This window comes from Cellulosimicrobium sp. PMB13 (assembly GCF_051294865.1).
In the GTDB taxonomy this organism is placed as follows: domain Bacteria; phylum Actinomycetota; class Actinomycetes; order Actinomycetales; family Cellulomonadaceae; genus Cellulosimicrobium.
On record NZ_CP145910.1, the window covers coordinates 772,457 to 795,275 of the forward strand.

22 protein-coding genes are annotated in these 22,819 nt (G+C 70.3%); 9 read left to right on the top strand and 13 right to left on the bottom strand.

Annotated elements, in window-relative coordinates:
* Position 1 precedes the first annotated feature (1 nt).
* Positions 2-796, bottom strand: coding sequence for a 3-ketoacyl-ACP reductase (locus V5D56_RS03780; RefSeq protein ID WP_435737735.1), 795 nt, complete (start codon positions 794-796; stop codon positions 2-4).
* Between the two features lie 186 nt (positions 797-982).
* Here V5D56_RS03780 and V5D56_RS03785 point away from each other — a divergent pair, with 186 nt between their 5' ends.
* Positions 983-1,783 carry a class I SAM-dependent methyltransferase gene (locus tag V5D56_RS03785; RefSeq protein ID WP_435737736.1) on the top strand — a complete coding sequence of 267 codons (801 nt, stop codon included), beginning with the start codon at positions 983-985 and terminating at the stop codon, positions 1,781-1,783.
* Between the two features lie 72 nt (positions 1,784-1,855).
* Here V5D56_RS03785 and V5D56_RS03790 read toward each other — a convergent pair whose 3' ends face one another.
* Positions 1,856-2,647 carry an SDR family NAD(P)-dependent oxidoreductase gene (locus V5D56_RS03790; RefSeq protein WP_435737737.1) on the bottom strand — a complete coding sequence of 264 codons (792 nt, stop codon included), beginning with the start codon at positions 2,645-2,647 and terminating at the stop codon, positions 1,856-1,858.
* A gap of 224 nt (positions 2,648-2,871) precedes the next feature.
* Here V5D56_RS03790 and V5D56_RS03795 point away from each other — a divergent pair, with 224 nt between their 5' ends.
* The gene (locus V5D56_RS03795; protein ID WP_435737738.1) at positions 2,872-3,369 is read left to right on the top strand and encodes a MarR family winged helix-turn-helix transcriptional regulator; all 498 of its coding nucleotides are present in this window, start codon (positions 2,872-2,874) and stop codon (positions 3,367-3,369) included.
* Positions 3,370-3,634: 265 nt separating this feature from the next.
* Here the strand turns inward: V5D56_RS03795 and V5D56_RS03800 are convergent, their stop codons facing one another.
* On the bottom strand, positions 3,635-4,273 hold the full coding sequence (locus tag V5D56_RS03800; RefSeq protein ID WP_435737739.1) for an NADPH-dependent F420 reductase: 639 nt from the start codon (positions 4,271-4,273) through the stop codon (positions 3,635-3,637).
* Between the two features lie 107 nt (positions 4,274-4,380).
* Between V5D56_RS03800 and V5D56_RS03805 the strand changes: the two genes are divergently transcribed.
* Complete coding sequence (locus V5D56_RS03805) at positions 4,381-4,746, top strand: winged helix-turn-helix transcriptional regulator (protein WP_435737740.1); 366 nt, start codon at positions 4,381-4,383, stop codon at positions 4,744-4,746.
* 313 nt (positions 4,747-5,059) lie between these two features.
* Positions 5,060-6,580 carry a discoidin domain-containing protein gene (locus V5D56_RS03810; protein WP_435737741.1) on the top strand — a complete coding sequence of 507 codons (1,521 nt, stop codon included), beginning with the start codon at positions 5,060-5,062 and terminating at the stop codon, positions 6,578-6,580.
* Between the two features lie 189 nt (positions 6,581-6,769).
* On the opposite strand, the gene V5D56_RS03815 is transcribed toward V5D56_RS03810, so the two are convergent.
* Positions 6,770-7,399, bottom strand: coding sequence for a TetR/AcrR family transcriptional regulator (locus V5D56_RS03815; protein ID WP_435737742.1), 630 nt, complete (start codon positions 7,397-7,399; stop codon positions 6,770-6,772).
* A gap of 97 nt (positions 7,400-7,496) precedes the next feature.
* On the opposite strand from V5D56_RS03815, the gene V5D56_RS03820 reads away from it, so the two are divergent.
* Positions 7,497-8,015 (top strand): DUF1992 domain-containing protein, encoded by a 519-nt coding sequence (locus tag V5D56_RS03820; protein WP_435737743.1) that lies wholly within the window; start codon positions 7,497-7,499, stop codon positions 8,013-8,015.
* Positions 8,016-8,090: 75 nt separating this feature from the next.
* Here the strand turns inward: V5D56_RS03820 and V5D56_RS03825 are convergent, their stop codons facing one another.
* Positions 8,091-8,549: an Lrp/AsnC family transcriptional regulator gene (locus tag V5D56_RS03825; RefSeq protein ID WP_435737744.1), complete on the bottom strand. Its 459-nt coding sequence runs from the start codon at positions 8,547-8,549 to the stop codon at positions 8,091-8,093.
* 122 nt (positions 8,550-8,671) lie between these two features.
* Here V5D56_RS03825 and V5D56_RS03830 point away from each other — a divergent pair, with 122 nt between their 5' ends.
* A complete protein-coding gene (locus V5D56_RS03830; protein WP_435737745.1) occupies positions 8,672-9,076 on the top strand; it encodes a DUF2000 domain-containing protein in 405 nt (134 codons plus the stop codon).
* 261 nt (positions 9,077-9,337) lie between these two features.
* Here V5D56_RS03830 and V5D56_RS03835 read toward each other — a convergent pair whose 3' ends face one another.
* Positions 9,338-9,922 carry a TetR family transcriptional regulator gene (locus V5D56_RS03835; RefSeq protein ID WP_435737746.1) on the bottom strand — a complete coding sequence of 195 codons (585 nt, stop codon included), beginning with the start codon at positions 9,920-9,922 and terminating at the stop codon, positions 9,338-9,340.
* Between the two features lie 96 nt (positions 9,923-10,018).
* On the opposite strand from V5D56_RS03835, the gene V5D56_RS03840 reads away from it, so the two are divergent.
* Positions 10,019-10,933, top strand: a complete 915-nt coding sequence (locus tag V5D56_RS03840; protein WP_435737747.1) for an oxidoreductase — start codon at positions 10,019-10,021, stop codon at positions 10,931-10,933.
* Between the two features lie 87 nt (positions 10,934-11,020).
* Here V5D56_RS03840 and V5D56_RS03845 read toward each other — a convergent pair whose 3' ends face one another.
* Positions 11,021-11,440, bottom strand: a complete 420-nt coding sequence (locus tag V5D56_RS03845; protein WP_435737748.1) for a winged helix-turn-helix transcriptional regulator — start codon at positions 11,438-11,440, stop codon at positions 11,021-11,023.
* A gap of 137 nt (positions 11,441-11,577) precedes the next feature.
* Here V5D56_RS03845 and V5D56_RS03850 point away from each other — a divergent pair, with 137 nt between their 5' ends.
* Entirely contained in the window at positions 11,578-12,453 is an 876-nt protein-coding gene (locus V5D56_RS03850) for an oxidoreductase (RefSeq protein ID WP_435737749.1), read from the top strand.
* Positions 12,454-12,611: 158 nt separating this feature from the next.
* Here V5D56_RS03850 and V5D56_RS03855 read toward each other — a convergent pair whose 3' ends face one another.
* Positions 12,612-16,235: a replicative DNA helicase gene (locus tag V5D56_RS03855; protein WP_435737750.1), complete on the bottom strand. Its 3,624-nt coding sequence runs from the start codon at positions 16,233-16,235 to the stop codon at positions 12,612-12,614.
* 331 nt (positions 16,236-16,566) lie between these two features.
* Here V5D56_RS03855 and V5D56_RS03860 point away from each other — a divergent pair, with 331 nt between their 5' ends.
* Positions 16,567-17,922, top strand: a complete 1,356-nt coding sequence (locus V5D56_RS03860; RefSeq protein ID WP_435737751.1) for an MATE family efflux transporter — start codon at positions 16,567-16,569, stop codon at positions 17,920-17,922.
* 209 nt (positions 17,923-18,131) lie between these two features.
* On the opposite strand, the gene rplI is transcribed toward V5D56_RS03860, so the two are convergent.
* The 5 genes from rplI to V5D56_RS03885 all read right to left on the bottom strand — a co-directional run bounded on the left by rplI (position 18,132) and on the right by V5D56_RS03885 (position 22,507).
* Positions 18,132-18,578: a 50S ribosomal protein L9 gene (gene rplI / locus V5D56_RS03865; protein WP_435737752.1), complete on the bottom strand. Its 447-nt coding sequence runs from the start codon at positions 18,576-18,578 to the stop codon at positions 18,132-18,134.
* A 19-nt stretch (positions 18,579-18,597) separates the two neighbouring features.
* On the bottom strand, positions 18,598-18,834 hold the full coding sequence (gene rpsR, locus V5D56_RS03870) for a 30S ribosomal protein S18 (protein ID WP_021481584.1): 237 nt from the start codon (positions 18,832-18,834) through the stop codon (positions 18,598-18,600).
* Between the two features lie 91 nt (positions 18,835-18,925).
* Positions 18,926-19,471, bottom strand: coding sequence for a single-stranded DNA-binding protein (locus V5D56_RS03875; protein WP_435737753.1), 546 nt, complete (start codon positions 19,469-19,471; stop codon positions 18,926-18,928).
* 160 nt (positions 19,472-19,631) lie between these two features.
* Positions 19,632-19,922, bottom strand: a complete 291-nt coding sequence (gene rpsF, locus V5D56_RS03880) for a 30S ribosomal protein S6 (RefSeq protein ID WP_435737754.1) — start codon at positions 19,920-19,922, stop codon at positions 19,632-19,634.
* Between the two features lie 203 nt (positions 19,923-20,125).
* Entirely contained in the window at positions 20,126-22,507 is a 2,382-nt protein-coding gene (locus tag V5D56_RS03885) for a transglycosylase domain-containing protein (RefSeq protein WP_435737755.1), read from the bottom strand.
* Positions 22,508-22,819 lie beyond the last annotated feature (312 nt).

The window sequence follows — 22,819 nt, forward strand, 5'->3', positions numbered from 1 at the left end:
CTCACAGGACCGGGATGTGCATGCCGCCGTCGACGTGGAACACCTCGCCGGTCGAGTACGGGGTCTGGCCGGAGGCGAGGATCGAGACGGCGCCCGCGACGTCGGCCGGGCGCCCCCAGCGGTTGATCGGGGCGAGACCCTGCTCGATGAGGTCGTCGTACTTCGCCGTGACGCCCGCGGTCATGTCCGTGGCGATCACGCCGGGCCGCACCTCGTACACCACGACCCCCTCGGGCCCGAGGCGCGCCGCCCACAGCTGCGTGGCCATGCCGACGCCCGCCTTGGAGATGCAGTAGTCACCGCGGTTGGTCGAGACCGTCGTGGCCGAGATCGACGACACGTTGACGACCGTCGCGACCGGACCGGACGGCGGCTCCGGCAGCTCGTCGAGTGGCCCGCGCAGCTCGATCACGCGGCGTGCGAACTCCTGCGTGAGGAAGTACGGCCCGCGCAGGTTGATACCGAGGACGCGGTCGAACGACTCCGCCGTGGCGTCCAGCAGGTCCGCGCGCACGCTCGGCGCGACGCCCGCGTTGTTGACCAGCACGTCGAGCCGGCCCCAGGTGTCGACGGCGTCCGCGACGTACCGGCGGTGGTCGTCCAGGTCGGCGACCGACCCCCGCACGTACCGCACGCGCGAGTCGTCACCCGCGAGCTCGCGCAGCTCCGCGATCACGTCGGTGGGCTCCTCGCGCGTCGCCAGGATCGAGACGGCGAAGCCGTCCGCGAGCAGGCGTCGGCTGATCCCGAGCCCGATCCCGCGGTTCCCACCAGTGACCAGTGCGACAGTCGGCATCGTCGCCTCTCCTCCTCGAGCGTGCGGTCCGCACCCCTACCGTGCCACGACCTGCGTGCCACCTGTGCGACGCCCGATCCTGCCATGCTCGAGACGGATGGGCAAGCGCTTTCCACGAGTGCCCGTCCCGTGCGCCGGGGAAGAATCCGCTGGGCGCCCTCCCACCGGGTGCGCGACGATGCGCGGGTGCGCCCCTACGACGAGCTGATCACCGAAGCCGTGGAGGCGGACGTCACGGGCTGGGGGTTCGGCTGGCTCGACGGCCGCGCCACCGAGGAGCGCCCGCCGTGGCGCTTCGCCTCCCTCCTGTCCCACCGCCTCGCCGCGGCGGACTCGGCGCTCGACCTCGACACCGGGGGCGGCGAGGTCCTGGCCGAGGCGCTGAGTCACGCCGACGAACGCGCCGACCCCACGCCCACCAGGCTGGTCGCCACGGAGACCTGGGCGCCGAACGCCGTCCTCGCCCGCGAGCGCCTCGCTCCCTGGGGCGCCCTCGTCGTCTCGCCCGACGACGGCGCGCTCCCGGTCGCCGACGCCTCCTTCAGCCTCGTCACGGCCCGCCATCCCGTCGCCCCGCCGTGGTCGGAGATCCACCGGGTGCTGCGGCCCGGCGGTGCGTACCTCGCACAGCACGTCGGACCCGCCTCCGTGTTCGAGCTCATCGAGCTGTTCCTCGGCCCGCAGCCCGAGGCTCGCGCGGACCGGGACCCGCTCGTGGAGGCCGAGCAGGCTCGCGCGGCCGGCCTGGACGTCGTCGAGCTGCGCACGGCGAGGTGCCGCATGGAGCTCTACGACGTCGGCGCGGTCGTGTGGCTCCTGCGCAAGTGCGTGTGGTGGGTGCCGGGCTTCTCGGTCGACCGCTACGCCGACGTCCTCGAGGAGCTCGACGCCCGGCTGCGCGCCGGCGCGCGCACCGACGGGACGACGACCACCCCGTTCGTCGCGCACTCGAACCGCCACCTCGTCGAGGCCCGACGCGGCGCCTGAACCGGACCGTAGGCCGGTCACGACCGCTCGGGCGCGTCAGCGTGGGCGGCGGGTCGACACCGTCCAGGGTCCTCAGAGTGCGGCCGTGAGAGCTCCTCCGTCCGCACGCAGGGCGGCGCCGTTGGTGGCGGACGAGACGGGGCTGGCCAGGTAGGTGGCGAGGCGAGCGATCTCGACGGGCTCGATGAAGCGTTGGAGCAGAGACGTCTGGTTCGCCGTCTCGATCGCGCTCTTCATACGATCCACGGGCAGCCCCTGGGCGCGTGCGACGTCCTCGACGGCCCGGGCGACGCCGTCGGAGTACGTCGGTCCGCCGAGGACGGTGTTCACCGTGACGCTGGTCCCCCGGGTCAGCTTCGCCAGCCCGCTGGCCAGGGCGATCACCGCGGCCTTGGTCGTGCCGTAGTGCGTCATGTCGGCGGGGACGTTCACCCCGGACTCGCTGCTCAGGAAGACGACCCGACCCCAGCCCCGGGCCAGCATGCGCGGCAGCACGTGCCGAGACAGGCGCACGCCGCTCATGACGTTGACGTCGAAGTAGCGCTGCCAGTCGTCGTCGGAGATCTCCTCGAAGGCGCCGATCTCGAAGACGCCCACGTTGTTCACCAGGACGTCCACCTCGCCGAGCGACCCGAGCAGGTGCCGGACCTGCTCGGGGTCCGCGAAGTCCGCCGGGATCCCGGACACCGCGGCACCCGGGACGGCTGCCTCCAGCTTCCGGACCGCGGCCGCGACCCCGTCCTCGCTGCGTCCGTTGACGACGACGGTCGCCCCCTCCGCGAGCAACGCCTCCGCGATCGCGTAGCCGATGCCCTGCGTCGAGCCGCTGACGAAGGCTCTCTTGCCCGCCAGGTCCAGATCCATCGTTCCTGCCTCTCTGCTCCCCTGCGCCATGTCGTGCTCCGCGTCTCGTGCGCGATGCACCGTGTGTCGCGCGTCGGGCCACCGCGTGTCGTTGCTCGCGCCCGAGGAGGGCTCGAGAACGAGCGCATTCGCTTGCCCAAGCAAGTGAACGGTAGCCCGCATGACTTTCCTGAGCAAGTGACGTCCTGAGCGCTCGAGCTGCCCCCTCGCGTACGCTGACCGCCATGCGCGACTCCGACGCCCCCGCCGTCGTCCCCACCGAGCTCACGGGCGAGGACCTCGAGACCTGGGCCGGCGTCGCGACGGTCCTGGAGTGGCTGCCGTCCGCCCTCGACGCACAGCTCCAGCGCGACGCGCACCTGTCCCACTTCGAGTACGGGGTCCTGTACGCCCTCGCCAAGGCCCCGGATCGCACGCTGCGGATGAGCGTGCTGGCCGGCTACGCGAACAGCACCCTGTCGCGCCTGTCGCGCGCGGCGACCCGGCTGGAGTCGCACGGGTGGTTGAGACGCACGCCAGATCCTGCCGACGGGCGCTACACCCTGGCCGCCCTCACCGACCTCGGGCAGGCGAAGGTCGACGACGCCACCCCCGGCCATGTGCAGACCGTCCACCGGCTCGTCCTCGACCGCCTCACGGAGCGGCAGACCCGCCAGCTGCGGGAGATCACGCAGCGCATCCTGCGGGCCATCCGGGAGGACGAGGGCTGGCGACCTTCGTGACGCGCCGGGAGCCCGCGGCGCCCCCACGCCGCGGCTCCCAGGCAGTCACCGAAGGGTCTGGATCCCGTACGCCGGCTCGACGGCGGCTGCCGTACCAAGCCGTCCGGATCTCTCCTCGGCGCTGGGCTCCGCGGTGCGATCGGGAAGCGACTGCCGCCGCCGCCCTCGATCGCGCGGCCCCTTCCCGAGGGCAGGACGCCGCGACGACGCCGCTCGGCGAGGACGACCCGTCGTAACCTCTCCTCCGAGGCTTCGGGTACGTCCGCTACGGGATCTCCGTGACGCGGTGGGCACCGGGAACGACGGACTGCGGATCGATGCCCGCCGCGGCGAGCGCGATCACCGCCCCTGCCAGCTCTTCCAGCTGGCGCGCGCGATCGATGCCTCCGATCCGGTGCGCCGTCGCTCCGAGGCTGCTGACGAGCTCCGCGGCGATCGGCGACGCGTCCTCCTCGTCGGTCGCGTAGGGCACCGTGACCCCCGTGGCGAGCGCCGTCCACGTCTGGGCCGGGTGCAGGTTGAACGCCTTGACGACGGAGGCACCGGGCGCCGACGAGGAGATCACCTGCGCCACCGAGCCGGCCGGGAGGAGATGCTCGCCGACTCCGTGCTCGACCGGGTTGGTCGGGTCCACGACCACGGTGCCCGCCAGGCTGCCGCGCCGGGCGTCGACCGCGTCGAGCACGTCCTCGACCCCGGTCCAGGTGATCGCCACGAGGACCGCGTCGACGTCACGGACCGCGCCCGACAACGAAGCGCTCGACGCGCGGGACCCGAGTCGAGCGGCGATCTCGTCCGCCTGGGGGCGGGACCGCCCACCGACGACGACGTCGTGCCCCGCGGCCACCCAACCCCGCGCGAGAGTGCTCCCCAGCGCGCCCGTCCCCAGGATCCCGATCCGCATCCGACGACCTCCCTCGACCTGACGGACGCCGTGCTCGACGTCGTGACACGAACCTAGGGACGGCGTTGCGCACCGGATGGTGCGTCAGGACGGCGCAGAGTGGGTGCATGAGCACGGCGGACCACGGTTTTGTCGCCGACTGCCGTGTGCGGGCGGCGACCGACGTCCTGACTCACCGATGGGACCCGGTGGTCCTCGCTGCCCTCGGCGAAGGACCAGAGCGCCGCGTCGACCTGAAGGACAAGATCGGCGGCATGCAGGACAAGCCGCGCACCGAGTCGCTCGCCCGGCTCGTCGGCTGGGGACTCGTCGAGCGCCGACGCCACCGTGAGTCGCCACCGAGAGTCGTGTACGCACTCACGACCCTGGGGCAGAGCATGCACGACGGGCCTCTGCTCGCCCTCGCCGCCTGGGCGGTCGACCATGGCGACGAGCTCCTGCGAGGCGAGGGCGAAACCGTGGCTGACGAATAGCCCACGTCATGCCGTGAGGTCGCCGGAGACCGACACGGCAGGGCCGCGCCTTGACGTCCTACCGACCGACCATTACCGTGCTTTTGCATACCCTCCAGTCAGAAGTCGCATGATCGCCATCCTAAAAGACAACGCTGTCAATTGGAGTCCCATGCAGAACTCTCACCTCTCGTCTCGAACGCGGCGCCTCAGCGCGGCACTGACCGGCAGCGCGATGCTCGCAGCCACGCTCGCCGCGACCCCGGCTCTGGCGGCGCCGACCGACGCCGAGCCACCACCAACCACCACAGGGGCCCCGACGTGCGGTGAGGACATGGGGATCCCCGACTCCAAGATCTCCATCCAGCTGTACACGCACGTCGGTGAGCTCGGGTCCTCCGGCACACCGTCGCCGGAGACGCTGGACCGCGTGCTCGGCGAGGTCGCCGACGCCGGGTTCACCAACGTCGAGCCGTACAACCAGCCCTACTCGATGCCGGCCGCGGAGTACCAGGCGATCCTCGACAAGCACGGCCTCGAGGTGTCGTCGAGCCACGGCAGCACGAGCTGGGACACGTGGCCCGAGACCGTCGCCTACGCCGTCGCACTGGGCCAGGACTACATCGGGACCGGCGGGATGGCGGGCGGCTACAGCACCTACGACGAAGCGCTCGCGACCGCGGCGTACGCCAACCAGCTCGGCGAGTACTCGACCGCCAACGGCGCGGGCAAGTTGGTGCTGCACAACCACCAGAGCGAGCTCACCACGCGGTACCCCCACCCGGAGACGGGTGAGATGGTCAGCGCCTGGCAGGTCATCGAGGAGAACACCGACCCGCGCTACGTGACGTTCGAGCTCGACGTCGGCTGGGCCGCCGACGCCGGCATCGACGTCCCGGCGTGGATCGAGGAGTACGGGGACCGCATCGAGCACCTCCACATCAAGGACGCCGTGAACGTCGACGCGGAGGGCGACATGCGGCAGGTCGCGCTCGGCAACGGTGACATCGACCTCCCGGCGATCATCGCCGCGGCCGAGCCGAACGTCGAGTACTACACCTACGAGTGGGACTGGGCGCCGTCCTTCGAGACCTCGGCGGAGTCCTACGAGTACCTGCGCTGCTACCTGTCCGACGACGATGGCGGCGGGGGCGGCGACGACGAGGAGTCGCTGGCTCTCGGCCGGCCGGTGACGGCCTCCAGCATCGACGAGCCCGGCCACGAGGCCGAGATGGCGGTGGACGGCAACGCCGGCACCCGGTGGGGCAGCGCATGGAGCCAACCCGAGTGGATCGCGGTGGACCTCGGCGCCGACTACGACCTGGACCGCGTCGTGATCGACTGGGAGACCGCGTTCGCGTCTGGGTACGAGATCCAGACCTCGCCGGACGGCGAGACCTGGACCACGGTGCACACCGTCACCGACGGTGACGGCTTCTTCGACGAGCTGGACGTCTCGGGCACGGGCCGGCACGTGCGCCTCTACGCCACGGAGCGCGCGACGCAGTGGGGCTTCTCCCTCTACGAGCTCGAGATCTACGGCACGCCGAGCGGCGGACAGCCGGAGCTGGACCTCGACGCCGAGGTCCAGCCGCGGTGCATCGCCGGCCAGGCCTACCTCGCCGTCCGCGCGACCAACGGCGAGGACTCACCGGTCGACGTGACCCTCGCGACGCCCTTCGGCACCCGCGAGTTCGCGGACGTGGACCCCGGCACGAACGCGTACCAGGCGTTCGGAGTGCGCTCGACCTCGGTCGCGAGCGGCTCGGTGACCGTCACGGGTACGGGGACGGTCGACGGCGAGGACGTCACCTCGACGTTCGACCTCGACCACGACGAGCTCACCTGCTCCTGACCATCTCCTGGATCGCTCGATCCTCTCGAAGGTCTTGAACGTCGAGGCCGCCCGAGCGCACTGACCCGGCACCCGCCGGCCTCTGGACGAGGCCGGCGGGTGCCTCGTCACGTCCGCCACCCTGCTCGCGCCGGCAGCCACGAAGCCCGCCGGGGTTATGGACCGGCGGGGGTCGCGATCGTGCGTGTCCTACGCAGACGTCACCGCGCGTCCTTGTCTCGGGCGCGGGGACGACGCCTCGGTGAAGAGGCGACTCAGATGCTGGTCGATGGCAGCCAGCGCGGCCTGGGGCTCGATCACCTCGAGCTCGAGCAGGGGAGCGAACCCGGTCAGCGCAAGGATGAGATCTGTCTCGATGTCCGGGTCACTGTCCGGGGCGATCTGGCCCTGCGCGATCGCCTGTCGGACGAGGCGCTCGATCATGGCGCGACCGTCACGGAGCCCGAGGGCCACCTGCCTGCGCAGTGCCGGGTCGTGCAGCGCCTCGAGGACATACGCGGCGCTCATCCGGGACGAGGCACGGGCGTCGGGATGCAGAGGCAACATCTCGGCGAGCACCACGCGCAGCACGTCCCTGGGGTGCGGAGGCTGGTCGAGCCCGGCCAGCCCGCCCGCGACCCGGTCGGCGGTCCGGTCTGCGGCGAACTCCATCGCAAAGGTCAGCATCGCCGCACGGGACACGAAGTAGTGCTGGAGCTGCCCGAGCGAGACGCCCGCCTCGCGGGCGACCTCACGCAGGGTCGCCCGGGTCCAGCCGTGCTGGTCGACGACCCGCCACAGTGCGTGCGCGATCACCTCGCGTCGTTCCTGGTGGTCCACGAGCTTCGGCACCGTTCCCCCTCGCGTTGGCAATACGCGTGACACAATACAAGCGTATGGCAAACCAGGCGTGTGCACACCACGGGACGGAGCGACGATGGCTGACCCGCACCCACCACCCGCGTTCTTCAACCCGTACGCGGTCGCCATCGACGACGAGGTGGCGATCGCGCTGCTGGCTGACATGCATGTTCGGAGGGCGATCGAACGAGGCGAGTTCGACAACCTGCCCGGCAGCGGCAAACCCCTCGACATGCCTGACCGCCACGACCCCGTCTGGTGGCTGAAGAACCTCCTGAAGCGCGAGAGGCTCGTGCTGCTGCCGGCCTCGTTCCAGCTGCGCAAGGAAGACGCCGCACTGGATGAACGCCTCGACGAGATGTGGAGCGAGGCGGACGTGCGTCACGAGATCGAGGAGTTCAACAGGCGAGTGCTTCGCGGCCGCTACCAGCCGGCCGCCGGGCCGCCCCTGGTCACCATGCCGCGGGACGTCGAAGCGACGATCGCTGCATGGGCGGATCGCCGCGCGAAGCGGGCCGCGGAAGCACGGTCGAGGGCTCGTGCGGACGCGCCTGATGAAGGGCGTCGTCACCGTCGACGCACCCGTCGACGGTGACGGTGGTTACGCTTCGTCGCACAGGCCTCGGAGAGCGAACGAGGTAGCACCTGGTGGTGCCAGAACCGGAGGGTCCTATTCGGGGAGGCGTTCGATGACTTCCTTGTGCGCGCTCTGGTAGACGATCTGGCTTCGGAAGCTGAGGACCTCGCGGCGTTGGCTGAGGCGGTCGACGAGGAAGTCGTGGAGCCGTGCGAGGTCGGGGACGGCGACATGGATGAGGAAGTCCTCTTCGCCGGCGATGACGTAGACGGCCAGGACCTCGGGCATCTCGATCGTGGCGGCCTTGAACGAGTCGATGACTGAACGGCTGAGCGGGCGCAGGCGGGTGGAGACGAACGCCTCGACGCCGCGGTTCAAGGTCGCGGGCGCTATGACGGCCCGGTAGCCGAGGATCGCCCCGCGGGCGCGCAGCGCGCGCACGCGCTCGAGGCAGGTCGAGGGCGCGACGCCCAGGCGCCGGGCGAGCTCACGATTGGTCTGCCGTGCATCTCGTTGCAGTTCGGTGATGATCGCCGAATCAAGTTCGTCCACGCGTCGAGGCTACCTCTCCTCGCCGAACGAAATTCGCCGGCAGCGCTCTTACCTGGTTTCAGGTGTCTAGTGTGTTGCCGTCCTGCTGGTCGAATGAATGCTCCTGGGTGGAAAGGATGCACATGCTGAAGATCGTTCTGGTGCTTCGCGAGGACCTGTCGCGCGCGCACGCGGCGAACGCCGCGGCGGTACTGGGTCTGGCCCTGGGTGGACGGTTGACGGACTCCGTCGCGCCCGACGGGCCGGACGCATCCGGGGCGACGCACGCAGGGCTGAACCCGGTGCCCGTCCCCACGCTGGCCGCGTCCGGGGACCAGCTCGCCGAGCTCCACGCGGCCGCGGCCGCGCGCGAGGACCTGACCGTCGTCGGCTTCAACGAGGTCGCGCGCCGCTCGCGCACCTACCCGGAGTACGAGGAGGCGCTGGCCGCGACACCGAGCGAGGAGATCGAGTACGTGGGCGTCATCCTGCACGGTCCGCGCAATCAGGTCACCCGGCTCACCAAGCGTCTCGCGCTGGTCTCATGAGCACGTCGCGGTACCGGCTCGGGGTGCTGGCCGGGACGGGGATGCTGCTCGGCAGCCTGGTCGGTCCGGTGCGCTGACCCTGCCGTCCCTGGCGGCCGAGTCGCAGGTCCGGCGTCGTTGGTCGCGTGGCGCCGGGTGGTTCCTCTCGGGTCCTGCTTGATGCACGCCTCTCGACGCGCGAGGGGCATGCTCGGCCACCGGCACGACTCCCCGTGGGCTACACCCACGGAGCAAGAACGGGCGGCGATGCGTCCGGGACAGTCACGGAGACACGTCCTGAGGCGCGGTGAGGCGAGCCACGGCGTCCTTGATCGTCTGGCGCTGCGCCGCCGGGGGGACGAGGGCCGTGACGTCCTCGGATTGCTGGACCCACATGGTGGCGATCGTCAGCACGAGCGCCAGCACCTGTTCTGCGCTGAACTCTCCAGTGAGGATGCCGCGTTCCTGTGCGGCCGCGATCGTGCGGACTTTCTCCCGCATCGACTCCGTCACGGTGTCACGCTGCGCGGCGGCGCCCCGTTCGCGCTGGTACCAGGTGAGGAACCGCACGACCTCGGGATGCGCGAGGTTCGCGTCGTGCAGCCTGGCCGCATACTCCGGAAGGTCGTCGGCGTCGATCGGAACCTCGGAGACGGTCCGGTGGACCACCTCGTCGAAGACGCCGTCGAACAGCTCCTGCTTGCCGGCGTAGAACGAGTACACGAGGCCAGGGCTGATCTTCGCGCGACGGGCGATGCGCTCGACCCGGGCACCGGCGAGCCCGACCTCGGCGAACTCACGGAGTGAGGCCTCGAGCAGCCGCGTCCGCTTTGCCTCGGGGTCCCTCGTGCGTGGTTCCGACGTCACACGTCCAACCTAATAACTGAACGTTCATTTGACAAGCGAGCCACTGCGCCCCATTCTCGGAGAGTTAGTGAATGAACCTTCAGTAAGGAGTCGTCGATGAAGCGCTGGACCCCGAAACACATCCCCGATCAGGCTGGTCGCACCGCCCTCGTGACAGGGGCGAACAGCGGTATCGGCTTGGAGACTGCCCGTGTTCTCGCGGAGCGCGGTGCGCGAGTCCTGCTCGCCGGGCGCAGTGAGGTCAAGCTTGTCGAAGCGGCCCACGCGATCCGCGTGACCGCGCCGTCGGCCGTCCTGGGGACCGTCGTCGTCGACCTCGCGGACCTGGATTCGGTGCGCGAGGCCGCAACCCGGATCGCGCAGCACGAGACCATCGATCTGCTGATCAACAACGCCGGGGTGATGAACCTGCCCGAACGCACCACGACCGCAGACGGGTTCGAGACGACGTTCGGCACCAACCACCTGGGCCACTTCGCACTCGACGCGCAGGTCTGGCCGGCCGTGCTCCGCTCCCGCTCCGCACGCGTCGTGACGGTCACCGCGATCGCGTCACGCTGGCCGTCGGGCAGGCTCCGCGACCTCCAGAGCGAGGTCCGCTACCGCCCCATGGGCGCGTACGCGAAGTCCAAGCGAGCCAACGCGGTCTACGCCCTCGAGCTCGATCGGCGAGCGAGGGCGGCGGGGCGCAAGGTCGCTTCCATCGTCGTGCACCCGGGCGCGGCCATGACCGGTCTGCAGCGCCACGGCGGCAACCCGGTGGCACGTGCGGTCACCTCACTCGCCGAGCGGCTCCTGATGGGCTCGGCCGAGGGCGCGTCCTGGCCGACCTTGTACGCAGCGACGAGCGACGACGCCCTCGGTGGGACGTTCTACGGTCCGGCTGGCCGTGACCAGATGTCTGGTGCCCCCGCGCCGGCGAACGTCCCACGAGTCGCGGCAGACCCCGAGGTCGGCGCCTGGCTCTGGACCGAGAGCGAACGACTCACCGGGGTGACCTTCGCCGTCTGACCTCCGCTATGAGCTCGAGGTGCTGTGCCTACGGCACCGACGCGCCCTCTGGTGGGCGACGCGGAGCGGAGGACGGCGTGGACTCGCTCACGCCGCTCGGGTGTCGTAATCCTCTCGGTGGGTGAACACGTCGTCCATGTGGTCCTGCGCCCAGGACTTGAGGGTGCGCATCGTCTCCTGGAGCGAGAGTCCGAGCTCGGTCAGTTCGTAGGAGACCGTGACCGGAACCGTCGCGACGACGGTCCGGGTCACCAGGCCGTCCCGCTCCAGCGAGCGCAGCGTCTGCGTGAGCATCTTCTGGCTGACACCGGCCACGCGCCGGGAGAGCTCCGAGAAGCGCATCGGCCGAGCTGCGTCCTCGGGCGCCGAGCAGGCGTCGCCCAGGGCCGCGAGGACCAGGGTCACCCACTTGTTGGAGAGCCGGTCGAGCAGCTGCCGGCTCGGGCAGGTGGCGAGGAAGGCGTCGTACTCCACCTTCGCCAGCGCGCGCTGCTGCGCGGCGGTCATCGTCACAATCGCTTCCTCTCCCGACACCTCTGGTGCCTTACGCACTTTGAGGTGCCTCCTTCCGTCTGGTGACCGACTGCTCGGATCATGGCATGCCGAGCGGCTCGCCCGAGCGCTCCGATCCGAAAGGCAGCACCTTGACGAACATCTCGACCACGCTTCCCGGTGGCGCCTGGACCCTGGGCGACCTGCCGGTCACCCGCTTCGGGTACGGCGCGATGCAGCTCGCCGGCCCGGGGGTGCTGGGCCCGCCCGCCGACCACGACGGCGCCCTCGCCGTCCTGCGTGAGGCCGTCGACCTGGGCATCACCCACATCGACACCAGCGATGCCTACGGGCCACGGGACACCAACGAGCTCATCCGCGAGGCTCTGCAGCCCTACCCCGACTCGCTGCACGTCGTCACCAAGGTCGGTGCGACGCGAGACGCCCAGGGTGGCTGGCCCACCGCCCGACGACCCGAGGACGTGCGCCGCCAGGTGCACGACAACCTCGAGTCCCTCGGCATCGACGCGCTGAGCGTGGTCAACCTGCGGCTGGGCAACGCCACTGGCCCCGTCCAGGAGCCCATCGCCGACTCCTTCGGAGTCCTCGTGGACCTGCAGCGGGAGGGCCTGATCCGCCACCTGGGTATCAGCAACGCCACCCCTGAGCAGGTCCGTGAGGCGCGATCGATCGCCCCGATCGTGTCGGTACAGAACATGTACAACCTCGCCGTCCGGGCCGACGACGCGCTGATCGACGAGCTGGCCGGTGACGGAATCGCCTACGTGCCCTTCTTCCCGCTGGGCGGCTTCACACCGCTGCAGTCCTCCACCCTCTCCACCGTGGCACGACGACTGGAGACGACGCCGACGGCGGTGGCGCTGAGCTGGCTGCTGCAGCGCTCGCCCAACATCCTGCTCATCCCGGGCACCAAGTCCGTGGCGCACCTGAGGGAGAACGTCGCGCGCGCCAACCTCCCCCTCTCCGCCGCAGACCTCGGAGAGCTCGATCAGATCGGCGCAGTCTGACGCGGCCAGTCGCCGCGTGTCCGCGCCCACCGGCGTGGGCACGCGGCGTCTCCCTCGGTGCGAAGCTGCAAGCCGCGGGCATCTCGCCGGTTCAACCAGACGGAGGATCGGTCAAAGTAGCCTGCATCTCGACAGCATCTCGACATGCCCGTGGGCGACTACATCTGCATGTCGGCGAAGCGTTGGTAGTGCCCCTGGAACGCCACGGTGATCGTGTCCGTCGGGCCGTTACGGTGCTTGGCCACGATCAGGTCTGCTTCGCCGGCACGCGGCGACTCCTTCTCGTAGGCGTCCTCACGGTGCAGCAAGATCACCACGTCCGCATCCTGCTCGATGCTGTTGTGCGCCGCGATCCCGTTGGCGATGAAGTTGTGACCGTCGAGCACCGTGGCGTCGAAGACCTGCTTCTCCCCCATCGGCTCGATCGCGACCACCTCGTCCCACAGCAGGTCGTTGACCGCCATGATCTCGAGCTCCTCGCTCTCGAGCACCGCCGCGATCTTGCCGAGCCGGTGCCGGGAGGGTGCGTTCTTCCACAAAGCGCTCCCGCAGAACTGGGTGCCGATCGCCGAAGCGAACTCCCGCTGCGTCATGCCACGCTCGACGAGGATCTCGCGCACGTCCTCCCAGACCTGGCGAGGTACGGTGTCGACATTGGTGTTCGAACGCGTATCCCGGATGATCGCCAACAGCTTCTCGGCGATGTCGCCGCGGTCTCCGTGCACGCCGATCTCCTGGAGGAACCGGCGCTGGTCGTCCACACCGCTGACGTCGAGCGAGTAGCCGGGGCGGTAGTCGCCCTTGAGCGTCGTCCGGCGTAGCCGCGTCGAGATGCCGAACCGGAGCAGGAGCCGCGACAGGCCGTCGACGAGCTCACGCGAGGTGGAGGCGTAGTAGATACGCCCGCTGCGTCCGTTCTCGTTCACGGTCACCGAGCCGTCAGTCGCCCAGATGTGCTTGATGAAGAGCGCGATCTGACGCTTCGGCAGGTGGAAGACGCTCGTCGGGATGAACTTCTCGTGGCTCCGCGCGCCGAACAGACCCATCTCGTCCAGCCACTCGGCGATCGGGTTCCGTCGACCACGGGCGAGCCGGTACGGCGCCGGGAGCCGCAGCGTGGTGCATCGCGCGGCCGCGTACTCGTCACGGATGGGGGTGATCCCGAACGCCGTGGCCGCCTCACTGACGGCCGTGAGATTTCGTTCGTCGATCGAGGCGTAGCGGATCGGCTGACGCTTGACGAACGACCCGTCACCGAGGAGATGGGCCAGCATGACGACCTTCCGGTCGTCCCACTCGGCGTTCCGCTCGGGACCAGGGACGTGGCGCGGAACACCGATGCGCGAACCGACCTCGAGCTCGCCGAGCGGCGTCCAGCCGTCGTAGGTGAGGAACGGGTGGTTCGCAGTCGCCTCGACCTCCTTGCCCGACGCGAGCCGCATCCGGAAGACGGGCTTCACGCCCGTCGGGAACACGTGCGTGAGGTGCCGGCGCACGTACTGGAGACGATCGTTGAGCGCCCACACCGGGACGTCCTTGGCGTTGAGGGCGAACAGCTCTCCCATCGTCGTCTCGGCGCCCGTGTCGGCGCGCAGGATCTTCGTGTCCTCGGTCAGGCAGCCGGACTCACGAAGGTCGCTCATCTGCGGCTTCTTGTCGCCGCGCTGTTCCGGACCACGGTTCAGCTGAGAGATGGCAATAACCGGGACTTCTAGTTCTTTCGCGAGCAGCTTGAGCGCACGCGAGAACTCCGAGACCTCCTGCTGTCGCGACTCGACGCGCTTGCCCGAGGACATGAGCTGGAGGTAGTCGATCACGACGAGCTTGAGGTCGTGGCGCTGCTTGAGCCGCCGGCACTTCGCGCGGATCTCCATGAGCGACATGTTCGGCGAGTCGTCGATGAACAGCGGCGCCTCGGCGACCTTGCCCATCGTGCCGGCGAGCTTCTGCCAGTCGCCGTCGTCCATCTTGCCGGAGCGCATGCGCGTCAACGGGACCCGTGCTTCGGCCGCGAGCAGACGCATCGTGATCTCGTTGCGGCTCATCTCCAGGGAGAAGATGACGGACGCCATCTGGTGGTGCACCGCGGCGTGCGTCGCGACGTTGATGCCGAGCACGGAGTTGTGCGTCGGCACCATCGACCGACCCGCCAGGTACAGGTGGGAGGGGTGCTCGACCTCGACGCAACGCACCGGCACCGACTCGACCCGCCGCACGTCGACGACGAAGCGTGACGTCAGCCTCGCGGTGCCCGGGCGACGTCGGTCCTTGTGGACGAGGCGCTTGCGCTCCAGCGCGAAGACGTCGTCATCTGTCGTGAAGGTGATCGTGTAGGCCGTCGATGACGCCTCGCTCCGACCCTTCACCGCCCTCGTCGACCAGCCCGTGCGATATCCGAGCGTGTGCACCAGCTCCCGCGTCTCGGACGCGAGGCGCCCGTTGGTCAGCGTGATCTGCACGCTGCCCGTGGGGTCCACCGTTCCGTCCGCGTCCAGGAGTCCCGCCAGCAGCTCTCGTCGCTGGACCTCGCTGGCCCGCAGGTACGGCTCCGGAATGCGCGACGTCGCCGCCTCACCGAGGGCACGCAGCTGGTCGTCGGTCGGCTCCGTCGAGTAGCCCAGGCCCTCGATCCGCATCGCGATCTCAGGATCGGCAGAGGTGAACTCTGCCCGACGTGAGCTCCCGTCACCCAGCCAGACACCCAGGGCGTACGGATGGATCGGCAGCTCGGCCTCCGGGAGAGCCAACGGGGCCGCCGTCGCGATGGAGTGGTTCACACGCCCGTCCGCCGTGGTGCACCTCACCGTGGCGGCGATCTCCTCGGTCGTGCGGACGGACGACTCAGGCGTCTCGCCACCGCGCACCACGCGACGCTGCGCACGGGTCGACGTCACCCACTGGTGCTGGGCGTCCGCGACGATCACGGTGCCGTCGTCGAGCTCGACCTCGTAGCAGGGGCGTCCGACCATCACCTCGGTGGCGGCGACGACGCGGGTCGGCGTCCCGTCGGCCGCGACGAGCAGGTCGCCGACGGCTACGTCCCCCATCGTCGTCCAGCCGGACGGCGTGGGCAGCGGCGTGTCGAGGGCGAGGGCCTTGCCGATGGCCGGTCGCGCCGCGACGACGATCATCTGACCCGGGTGCAGCCCGTTCGTCAGCCGGTCGAAGTCGGAGTACCCGGTCGGCACGCCGGTCATGCCCTCGCCGCGGCCCTGCGCGGCCTCGATCTCGTCGAACGTGGGGCCCAGGATGTCGGACAGCGGCGCGTAGTCCTCCGTCGTCCGCCGCTCGGTGACGGCGTACACCTCGGCCTGGGCGTTGTTGACGATCTCGTCGACGTCGCCGCCGTCGGTCGCGTACCCGAGCTGGACGATGCGCGTCCCGGCCTCGACGAGGCGGCGCAGCACCGCGCGCTCGCGCACGATGCGCGCGTAGTACCCGGCGTTGGCGGCGGTCGGAACACCCGCCATGAGGTCGTGGATGTACGGGGCTCCACCGATCCGCTGGAGCTCTCCGCGCTTCGTCAGCTCCGCGACGACGGTGATGGCGTCCGCCGGCTCGCCGCGACCGTAGAGGTCGATGATCGCGTCGTAGACAAGCTCGTGCGCCGGGCGGTAGAAGTCGTTGCCGCGGATCTGCTCGATGACGTCGGCGATCGCGTCCTTGGAGAGCAGCATGCCGCCGAGGACGCTCATCTCGGCCGCGACGTCCTGAGGCGGCGTGCGGTCGAACCCGGAGTGACCGGATCCCCCGTAGCTCTCCTCGAGCTCGTCGATCGACATGCGCCCCTCGTTCCCCCGGGGACACGGCCCTCTCGGGGGCGCCCCGGGCATCGCCCGCGTCGTACACGTGTTCTACAGCGGGCCACCCACACGACTGTCCCGGTGGCCGCACCTTCTGATCCGACAGGCACGACCCCGCGACACTAGATCCGCCTCCCGGGCACCGCAAACGTGCCTGTGCACAGGCCGGTGGACAGACGGGGGGCAGCCTGTGGACACACCCCCTCGTGCTGTGCACACCCGGTGGACAACCATGTGGACAACGAGGGGATATCCCTGTGTACAGGCGGCCGGAGCCCGCCTGACCAGCCCTTTCACTACCCTCAGGGGTGTGGACGAAAGAAAGTTCGACGACACGCCGACGACACGCCGGTCGCTGCTCGACCGGCAGATCCTCGCCCTCGCCGTGCCTGCCCTCGGCGCCCTCGTCGCGGAGCCGCTCTTCGTCCTCGTCGACTCGGCCGTCGTCGGACACCTCGGCACCGCACAGCTCGCCGGGTTGTCCCTCGCCTCGACGCTGCTCGTCACGCTCGTCGGCCTGTGCGTCTTCCTCGCGTATGCGACCACGGCCGCCGTCGCGCGACGCCTCGGCGCCGGCCAGGAGCGTGAGGCGCTGCAGTCCGGCGTCGACGGGCTGTGGCTCGCGCTCGGCCTCGGGATCCTGCTCGCGGGCCTCCTGTGGATCACCGCGCCCTGGGCCGTCGGCGCGATGGGCGGGACGGGCGACGTCGCGGAACACGCCGTCGTGTATCTGCGCTGGTCGGCTTTCGGCCTCCCCGGCATGCTCCTCGTCCTCGCCTCCACGGGCGTGCTCCGCGGGCTCCAGGACACCCGCACGCCCCTGTGGGTCGCGGCGGGCGGCGCGACGGCCAACGCGGTGCTCAACGTCGTCCTCGTCTACGGCGTCGGCCTGGGGATCGCCGGGTCCGGCATCGGCACGGCCGTTGCCCAGCTCGGCATGGGCGCGATCCTCGTCGCGGTCGTCGTGCGCGGTGCCCGACGCCGCGGCGCGGCCCTGCGTCCCGCAGCCGGCGGCATCTGGGCCAACGTCCTCGCGGGCACGCCGCTCTTCGTCCGCACCCTCTCGCTGCGCCTCGCGATCCTCCTCACCGTCTTCGTCGCCACCGGGCTCGGCGAGGTCACGCTCGCGGGCTACCAGGTCGTCGCCTCCGTCTGGGGGCTCGCCGCGTTCGCGCTGGACGCGCTCGCCATCGCCGCGCAGGCGCTCGTCGGCTACGGCCTCGGCGCCGACGACGTCCCTCGCGTCCGCGCGGTCCTGCGCCGCACGCTGCAGTGGGGTGTCGCGGCCGGGGCTCTCCTCGGTCTCGTCATGGCGGCGGGCGGCTGGTGGTTCGCGCTCCTCTTCACGTCGGACCCCGACGTGCGGACCGCCGTCGCCCTCGGCATGGCCGTCTGCGGCCTGCTCCTGCCCATGGCCGGCTGGGTGTTCGTCCTCGACGGTGTCCTCATCGGCGCCGGCGACGGCCGCTTCCTCGCCTGGGCGGGCATGCTCACGCTCGTCGTCTACGTACCGTTCGCTCTCGCCGTCCGGCACTGGGCGCCCGACGGCGCGGCCGGGCTCGCGTGGCTCTGGCTCGCCTTTGCGGGGGTCTTCATGGCAGCGCGTGCCGTGACCACCGGGCTCCGCGCCCGCGGCTCGCGCTGGATGGTCACCGGCACCGCCTGACCCGCGCGAGGTGTCAGCACCTCACGGGTCCCTGAGCCCGCGCAGCGCTGACAACCCTGAGGGCCCCAGAGCTGTCAGCACCCCACAGGTCCAGAGGCCGGTGCAGTGCTGACGACGCGCACGGGCTCGCGACGCACGAAGGCCCGGCCCCTCCGGAGAGGGACCGGGCCTTCGACGTCCGAGCCCGAGGGCTCAGGGGTACTGCGGGATCAGGCAGCGACGACCTTCACCGCGACGGTCGCGGAGACCTCGGGGTGCAGGCGGACGGAGACCGTGTAGTCACCCGTCGCCTTGATCGGCTGACCGATCTCGATCTTGCGCTTGTCGACCGACGAGCCGGCAGCGGCGACCGCGGACGCGATGTCCGCCGTCGTCACGGCGCCGAAGAGACGACCGGCAGCGCCGGCCTTCGCCTCGACGACGACCGGCTTCGACTGCAGCGAGTCGCGGATCGCCTTCGCGTCGTCGAGCGACGCGATCTCGCGGGTCTTGCGCGCCTTGCGGATCGCGGAGACCTGCGACTCGGCGCCCTTCGACCACGGCGTGGCGAGCTTGCGCGGGACGAGGTAGTTGCGGGCGTACCCGTCCTTGACCTCGACGACGTCGCCGGGCTCACCGAGACCGGTGACCTCGTGCGTCAGGATCAGCTTGGCCATGAGTTCTTCCCCTTCCTGCTCAGCGAGCCGTCGACGTGTACGGCAGCAGAGCCATCTCGCGGGCGTTCTTCACCGCACGGGCGATCTGGCGCTGCTCCTGGACGGAGACGCCGGTCACGCGACGCGCGCGGATCTTGCCGCGGTCGGAGATGAACTTGCGCAGCAGCGCGGTGTCCTTGTAGTCGACCGACTCGATCTTGGCCGACTTCAGCGGGTTGGACTTCTTCTTGGGCTTGCGCACCACAGGCTTCGCCATGGTGTTGCTCCTCTACAAGGTGCGATCTGCGCCCTGGCCGCTCACGCGGCGTCAGGCACCAGATGTCGGGTGTTCTGGGTGAGGCGGACGGTCAGAACGGGGGCTCGTCCGAGAACGAACCACCGGACGACGCGGGGCCTGCCGTGGCCCACGGGTCGTTCTGCTGCTGACCGCCGCCGGAAGCGCTGAATCCGCCACCGCCGGAGGCTCCGCCGGAGCCTCCGAAGCCGCCACCGCCGCCGCCGAAGTTGCCGCCGCCACCGCCACCCGAGCGCTGGGCCCGGGTGACCTTCGCGGAGGCGTAGCGCAGGGACGGACCGATCTCGTCCACCTGCAGCTCGACGACGGTGCGCTTCTCTCCCTCACGGGTCTCGTACGAGCGCTGGACGAGACGGCCCTGCACGATGACGCGCATGCCCTTCGTCAGCGACTCCGCGACGTTCTCCGCGGCCTCGCGCCAGATCGAGCAGCGCATGAACAGCGTGTCGCCGTCCTTCCACTCGTTCGACTGGCGGTCGAAGGTCCGCGGCGTCGACGCCACCGTGAAGTTGGCCACCGCCGCACCCGCAGGGGTGAAGCGCAGCTCAGGGTCACCCGTGAGGTTCCCGATCACCGTGATGACGGTGTCACCTGCCATGGCCTGCTCCTTCGTGGTTCGTCGGTGTCGTCGGCGTCGTGTCTCGACTCGTACGATCTCTCGCCGCTCGCGCGTCGGCCCATCCCATCACGCGGCGCCCACACGCGCTACGGCGTGGGGACGACCCGTGGACGAGGGCCGAGAGGGGGTGCGGGGAGGGTCAGCGAGCGTCCGTGCGCAGGATCTTGGTGCGCAGCACGACCTCGTTGAGGCCGAGCTGACGGTCCAGCTCCTTGGCGGTGTCGGACGTCGAGGTGAAGTCGACGACCGCGTAGATGCCCTCGGACTTCTTCTTGATGTCGAACGCCAGGCGGCGACGACCCCAGATGTCCACCTTGTCGACGGTGCCGCCGTCGGTCTTGATGACCGACAGGTACTTGTCGAGCGACGGGGCGACGGTGCGCTCCTCGATCTCGGGGTCGAGGATGATCATCAGTTCGTACTGGCGCATGCGGGTAACCCACCTCCTCTGGTCTTCGCGGTCACGGTCCATCCGTGACAGGAGGGTTCTCATGCACTGCTGTGCGCTCTCGCGCACTGCTGCCCGACGACGTCGCTCGCCCAGGTGGGCGTGCGGCAGCGCGGACAGCAGCTCCCCAGGCTACCCGCACGGGGCGGGGCCCGGGAAATCCGCGGGCTGGAGGCGCGACGGTGTCAGCCGCCGCCCCCGCCGCCGTTGTTGCCACCGCCGTTGTTGCCGCCGCCGCCGTCGGGCGGCTCCGTCCCGCCGTCCGTCGGCTCCTCGGTCGGCTCGGGCTCGGTCGGCTCCTCGGTCGGCTGGGTCGCCGGGTCCGGTCCCTTCGACACGACGATCGAGATCGTCGAGCCCGGTGGCACCTCCGCCATCGACGACTGGCTCAGCACGTACCCGCGCGGCTGCTGGTCGGAGAACTCCTCGGTGACCCGCACCTTGAGCCCGGCTGCCTGGAGCGCCGAGCGCGCGGCGCCCTGCTCCATGCCGACGACGCCCGGGACGGTGACGTTCTCCGGCTGCTCGACCGGCGGCGGCTCCTCCGTGGGCTCCTCGGTCGGCGTCTCCGTCGGGGTCTCGGTCGGTGTCTCCGTCGGCTGCGGCTTCTTCGGCGGGGTGTACGCGGGGAACTCCTGGACGGGCATGTTCGCCGTCGCGGCCTGCATGTACGACGTCCACGCCTCGACCGGCCAGGTACCACCGGTGATCTCTTCCCAGCCACCGAACGGGGTGATCTGCGCCTCGGAGACACCGTCGTCGGCGACCTGGTAGAGCCCGACCACGGTGGCGAGCTGCGGCACGTAACCCGCGAACCACGCCGACCGGTTGGTGTTGGAGGTCCCCGTCTTGCCGGCGACCGGGCGCTCGAGCGCCTGCGCCGGGTTGCCGGAGCCGCCGGGAGCCTCGACCACCTGGGTCATGGCGTACGTCGCGGCGGCCATGACATCCGGCTCGAACGCCTTCGTGCGGTCGTCCGCCCCGGGCGCCTCGTAGATGAGCCGTCCCTGCGCGTCGACGACGGACGCCACGATGTGCGGGGTCGATCGCATGCCCTGGGCGGCGAACGTCGCGTAGGCGCTGGTGATGTCGAGCGGGTGCGGGTACGCGGTGCCGAGCACGTTCGAGTAGACGGGCCCGAGCTCGGGGGTGTCGGCGGGGATCCCGGCGCGGGTCGCGACGTCCACCGTCTTCTCCGGGCCGATCTCCGAGTTCAGGGCCGCGTACACGGTGTTGACCGAGTTCGCCGTCGCCTTGACGAGGTCGATGTTCCCGTACGGCACGCCGCTGAAGTTCGTCACCGGATCGGTGAAACCCTCGATCTCGAGGTCGTTGTTCCCGTCGAAGCGCTCGTCGAGCGTGTGCCCCTCTTCGAGGGCGCCGATGAGCGTGAACGGCTTGAACGTCGAGCCGCCCTGCGCGCGCGCGTCGACCGACGTGTTGAAGGGCTGCTCGACCGCGTCCGGACCGCCGTAGAGCGCCCGGATCGACCCGTCGGCCGGGTCGATCGACGTGATCGACACCTTGAGGTTCGGTGACGCGTCCTCGGGGACCGACTGCGCCGTCGCGACCGCGGCCTGCTGGAGCGCCGGGTCGATCGTCGTCGTGACCTTGTATCCCTTGGTCTGGAGCGCATCCTTCGGGATCCCGTTGGCCTCGAGCTCGCTCTCGACCATGTCGAGCAGGTAGCCCGTGGGGCCCTCGTAGAGGTTCGACTTCGCGTACTCGACGGCCTCGGGGAACCCGCCGGCGAGCGCCGCCTGGTGGTCCGCCGCGGAGATGTGCCCGTCCTCCTCCATCTGATTGAGCGTGCGCTTCCAGCGGTGCACCGCCTGGTCGTGGTTGTTCGCGGGGTCCCAGTTCGTCGGGCTCGGGATGATGCCCGCGATCATCGCCGCCTGCGACACGGTGAGGTCGGCGGCGTCCACGCCGTAGTACTTCTGCGCCGCGGCCTGGATGCCGTGCGCGCCGCGACCGAAGTAGATGGTGTTGAGGTAGTTCCCCAGGATCTCGGACTTCTCCTGCTGCTGCGTGATCTTCAGCGCGAGGATGGCTTCCTTGAACTTGCCCGCGTAGTCCGTGGTCGTGTCCATGTAGTACCGCTCGACGTACTGCTGCGTGAGCGTCGAGCCGCCCTGCTGGCTGCCTCTCGTGAGGTTGTTCAGGAAGGCGCGGCCGATGCCCCGGATGTCGACACCCGAGTTGGTCCAGAACGTGCGGTCCTCGGACGAGACCACGGCGTCCCCGATGTACTTCGGCAGCTCCGCGTAGTCGACGATCACGCGGTCCTCGACCGCGTACCGACCCATCTCCGTCGTCTGGTCGCCCCAGTAGACGGTGGACGTCTGGTTGTCGATGTCGGGCAGCGTCCTCGGGACGTCGGTCGTGTACCAGGCGGCGACGAGGACGCCCGCGACGAGCGCGACGCCGGTCAGCATCGTCCCGACGACGACGCGCCACGACGGCAGCCACCGACGGAAGCCCTTGACGCGCGAACGCGGGTAGTCGAAGAAGCGACGGCGCCCGCTGGCGGTCGTCCGTCCCTTCGTCCTCGTGGATCGCGCCACGGTCTACCTTCCTCTGGGGGACAAGCGGAGAGCGGCAGGATGCGCGCTCGTGGCCCGTCACGACCCGGCCCGGGGGCCGACGCCGCGTCCCCGCCTGAGGCGAGGGACGTCGTCGGGCACGGGACCGGCACACGGCGGACCACCCTGAACAATAGGGCGTCGTCCCCCGCGCACAAGGGCCTGCGGCGACGTTCGGGCGATGCTGCCCCATTGATTCGCCCGGGCGTCCCCGCCCCTCCCCGGGTCCTTCACAAACCCCCGCGACCCCCGTGACGCGCGTCTCACCGGCGCGCCGGCATTGCGCGACACCTC

What these genes read in the sequence shown, in the direction of transcription:
- V5D56_RS03780 (WP_435737735.1), bottom strand. Translation starts at nt 796, where the DNA reads ATGCCGACTGTCGCACTGGTCACTGGTGGGAACCGCGGGATCGGGCTC.
- V5D56_RS03840 (WP_435737747.1), top strand. Translation starts at nt 10,019, where the DNA reads ATGAAGCGCTGGACCCCGAAACACATCCCCGATCAGGCTGGTCGCACC.
- rplI (WP_435737752.1), bottom strand. Translation starts at nt 18,578, where the DNA reads ATGGCCAAGCTGATCCTGACGCACGAGGTCACCGGTCTCGGTGAGCCC.
- V5D56_RS03875 (WP_435737753.1), bottom strand. Translation starts at nt 19,471, where the DNA reads ATGGCAGGTGACACCGTCATCACGGTGATCGGGAACCTCACGGGTGAC.
- V5D56_RS03855 (WP_435737750.1), bottom strand. Translation starts at nt 16,235, where the DNA reads ATGTCGATCGACGAGCTCGAGGAGAGCTACGGGGGATCCGGTCACTCC.
- V5D56_RS03845 (WP_435737748.1), bottom strand. Translation starts at nt 11,440, where the DNA reads ATGACCGCCGCGCAGCAGCGCGCGCTGGCGAAGGTGGAGTACGACGCC.
- rpsR (WP_021481584.1), bottom strand. Translation starts at nt 18,834, where the DNA reads ATGGCGAAGCCTGTGGTGCGCAAGCCCAAGAAGAAGTCCAACCCGCTG.
- V5D56_RS03810 (WP_435737741.1), top strand. Translation starts at nt 5,060, where the DNA reads ATGGGGATCCCCGACTCCAAGATCTCCATCCAGCTGTACACGCACGTC.
- rpsF (WP_435737754.1), bottom strand. Translation starts at nt 19,922, where the DNA reads ATGCGCCAGTACGAACTGATGATCATCCTCGACCCCGAGATCGAGGAG.
- V5D56_RS03805 (WP_435737740.1), top strand. Translation starts at nt 4,381, where the DNA reads ATGAGCACGGCGGACCACGGTTTTGTCGCCGACTGCCGTGTGCGGGCG.
- V5D56_RS03795 (WP_435737738.1), top strand. Translation starts at nt 2,872, where the DNA reads ATGCGCGACTCCGACGCCCCCGCCGTCGTCCCCACCGAGCTCACGGGC.
- V5D56_RS03800 (WP_435737739.1), bottom strand. Translation starts at nt 4,273, where the DNA reads ATGCGGATCGGGATCCTGGGGACGGGCGCGCTGGGGAGCACTCTCGCG.
- V5D56_RS03790 (WP_435737737.1), bottom strand. Translation starts at nt 2,647, where the DNA reads ATGGATCTGGACCTGGCGGGCAAGAGAGCCTTCGTCAGCGGCTCGACG.
- V5D56_RS03820 (WP_435737743.1), top strand. Translation starts at nt 7,497, where the DNA reads ATGGCTGACCCGCACCCACCACCCGCGTTCTTCAACCCGTACGCGGTC.
- V5D56_RS03830 (WP_435737745.1), top strand. Translation starts at nt 8,672, where the DNA reads ATGCTGAAGATCGTTCTGGTGCTTCGCGAGGACCTGTCGCGCGCGCAC.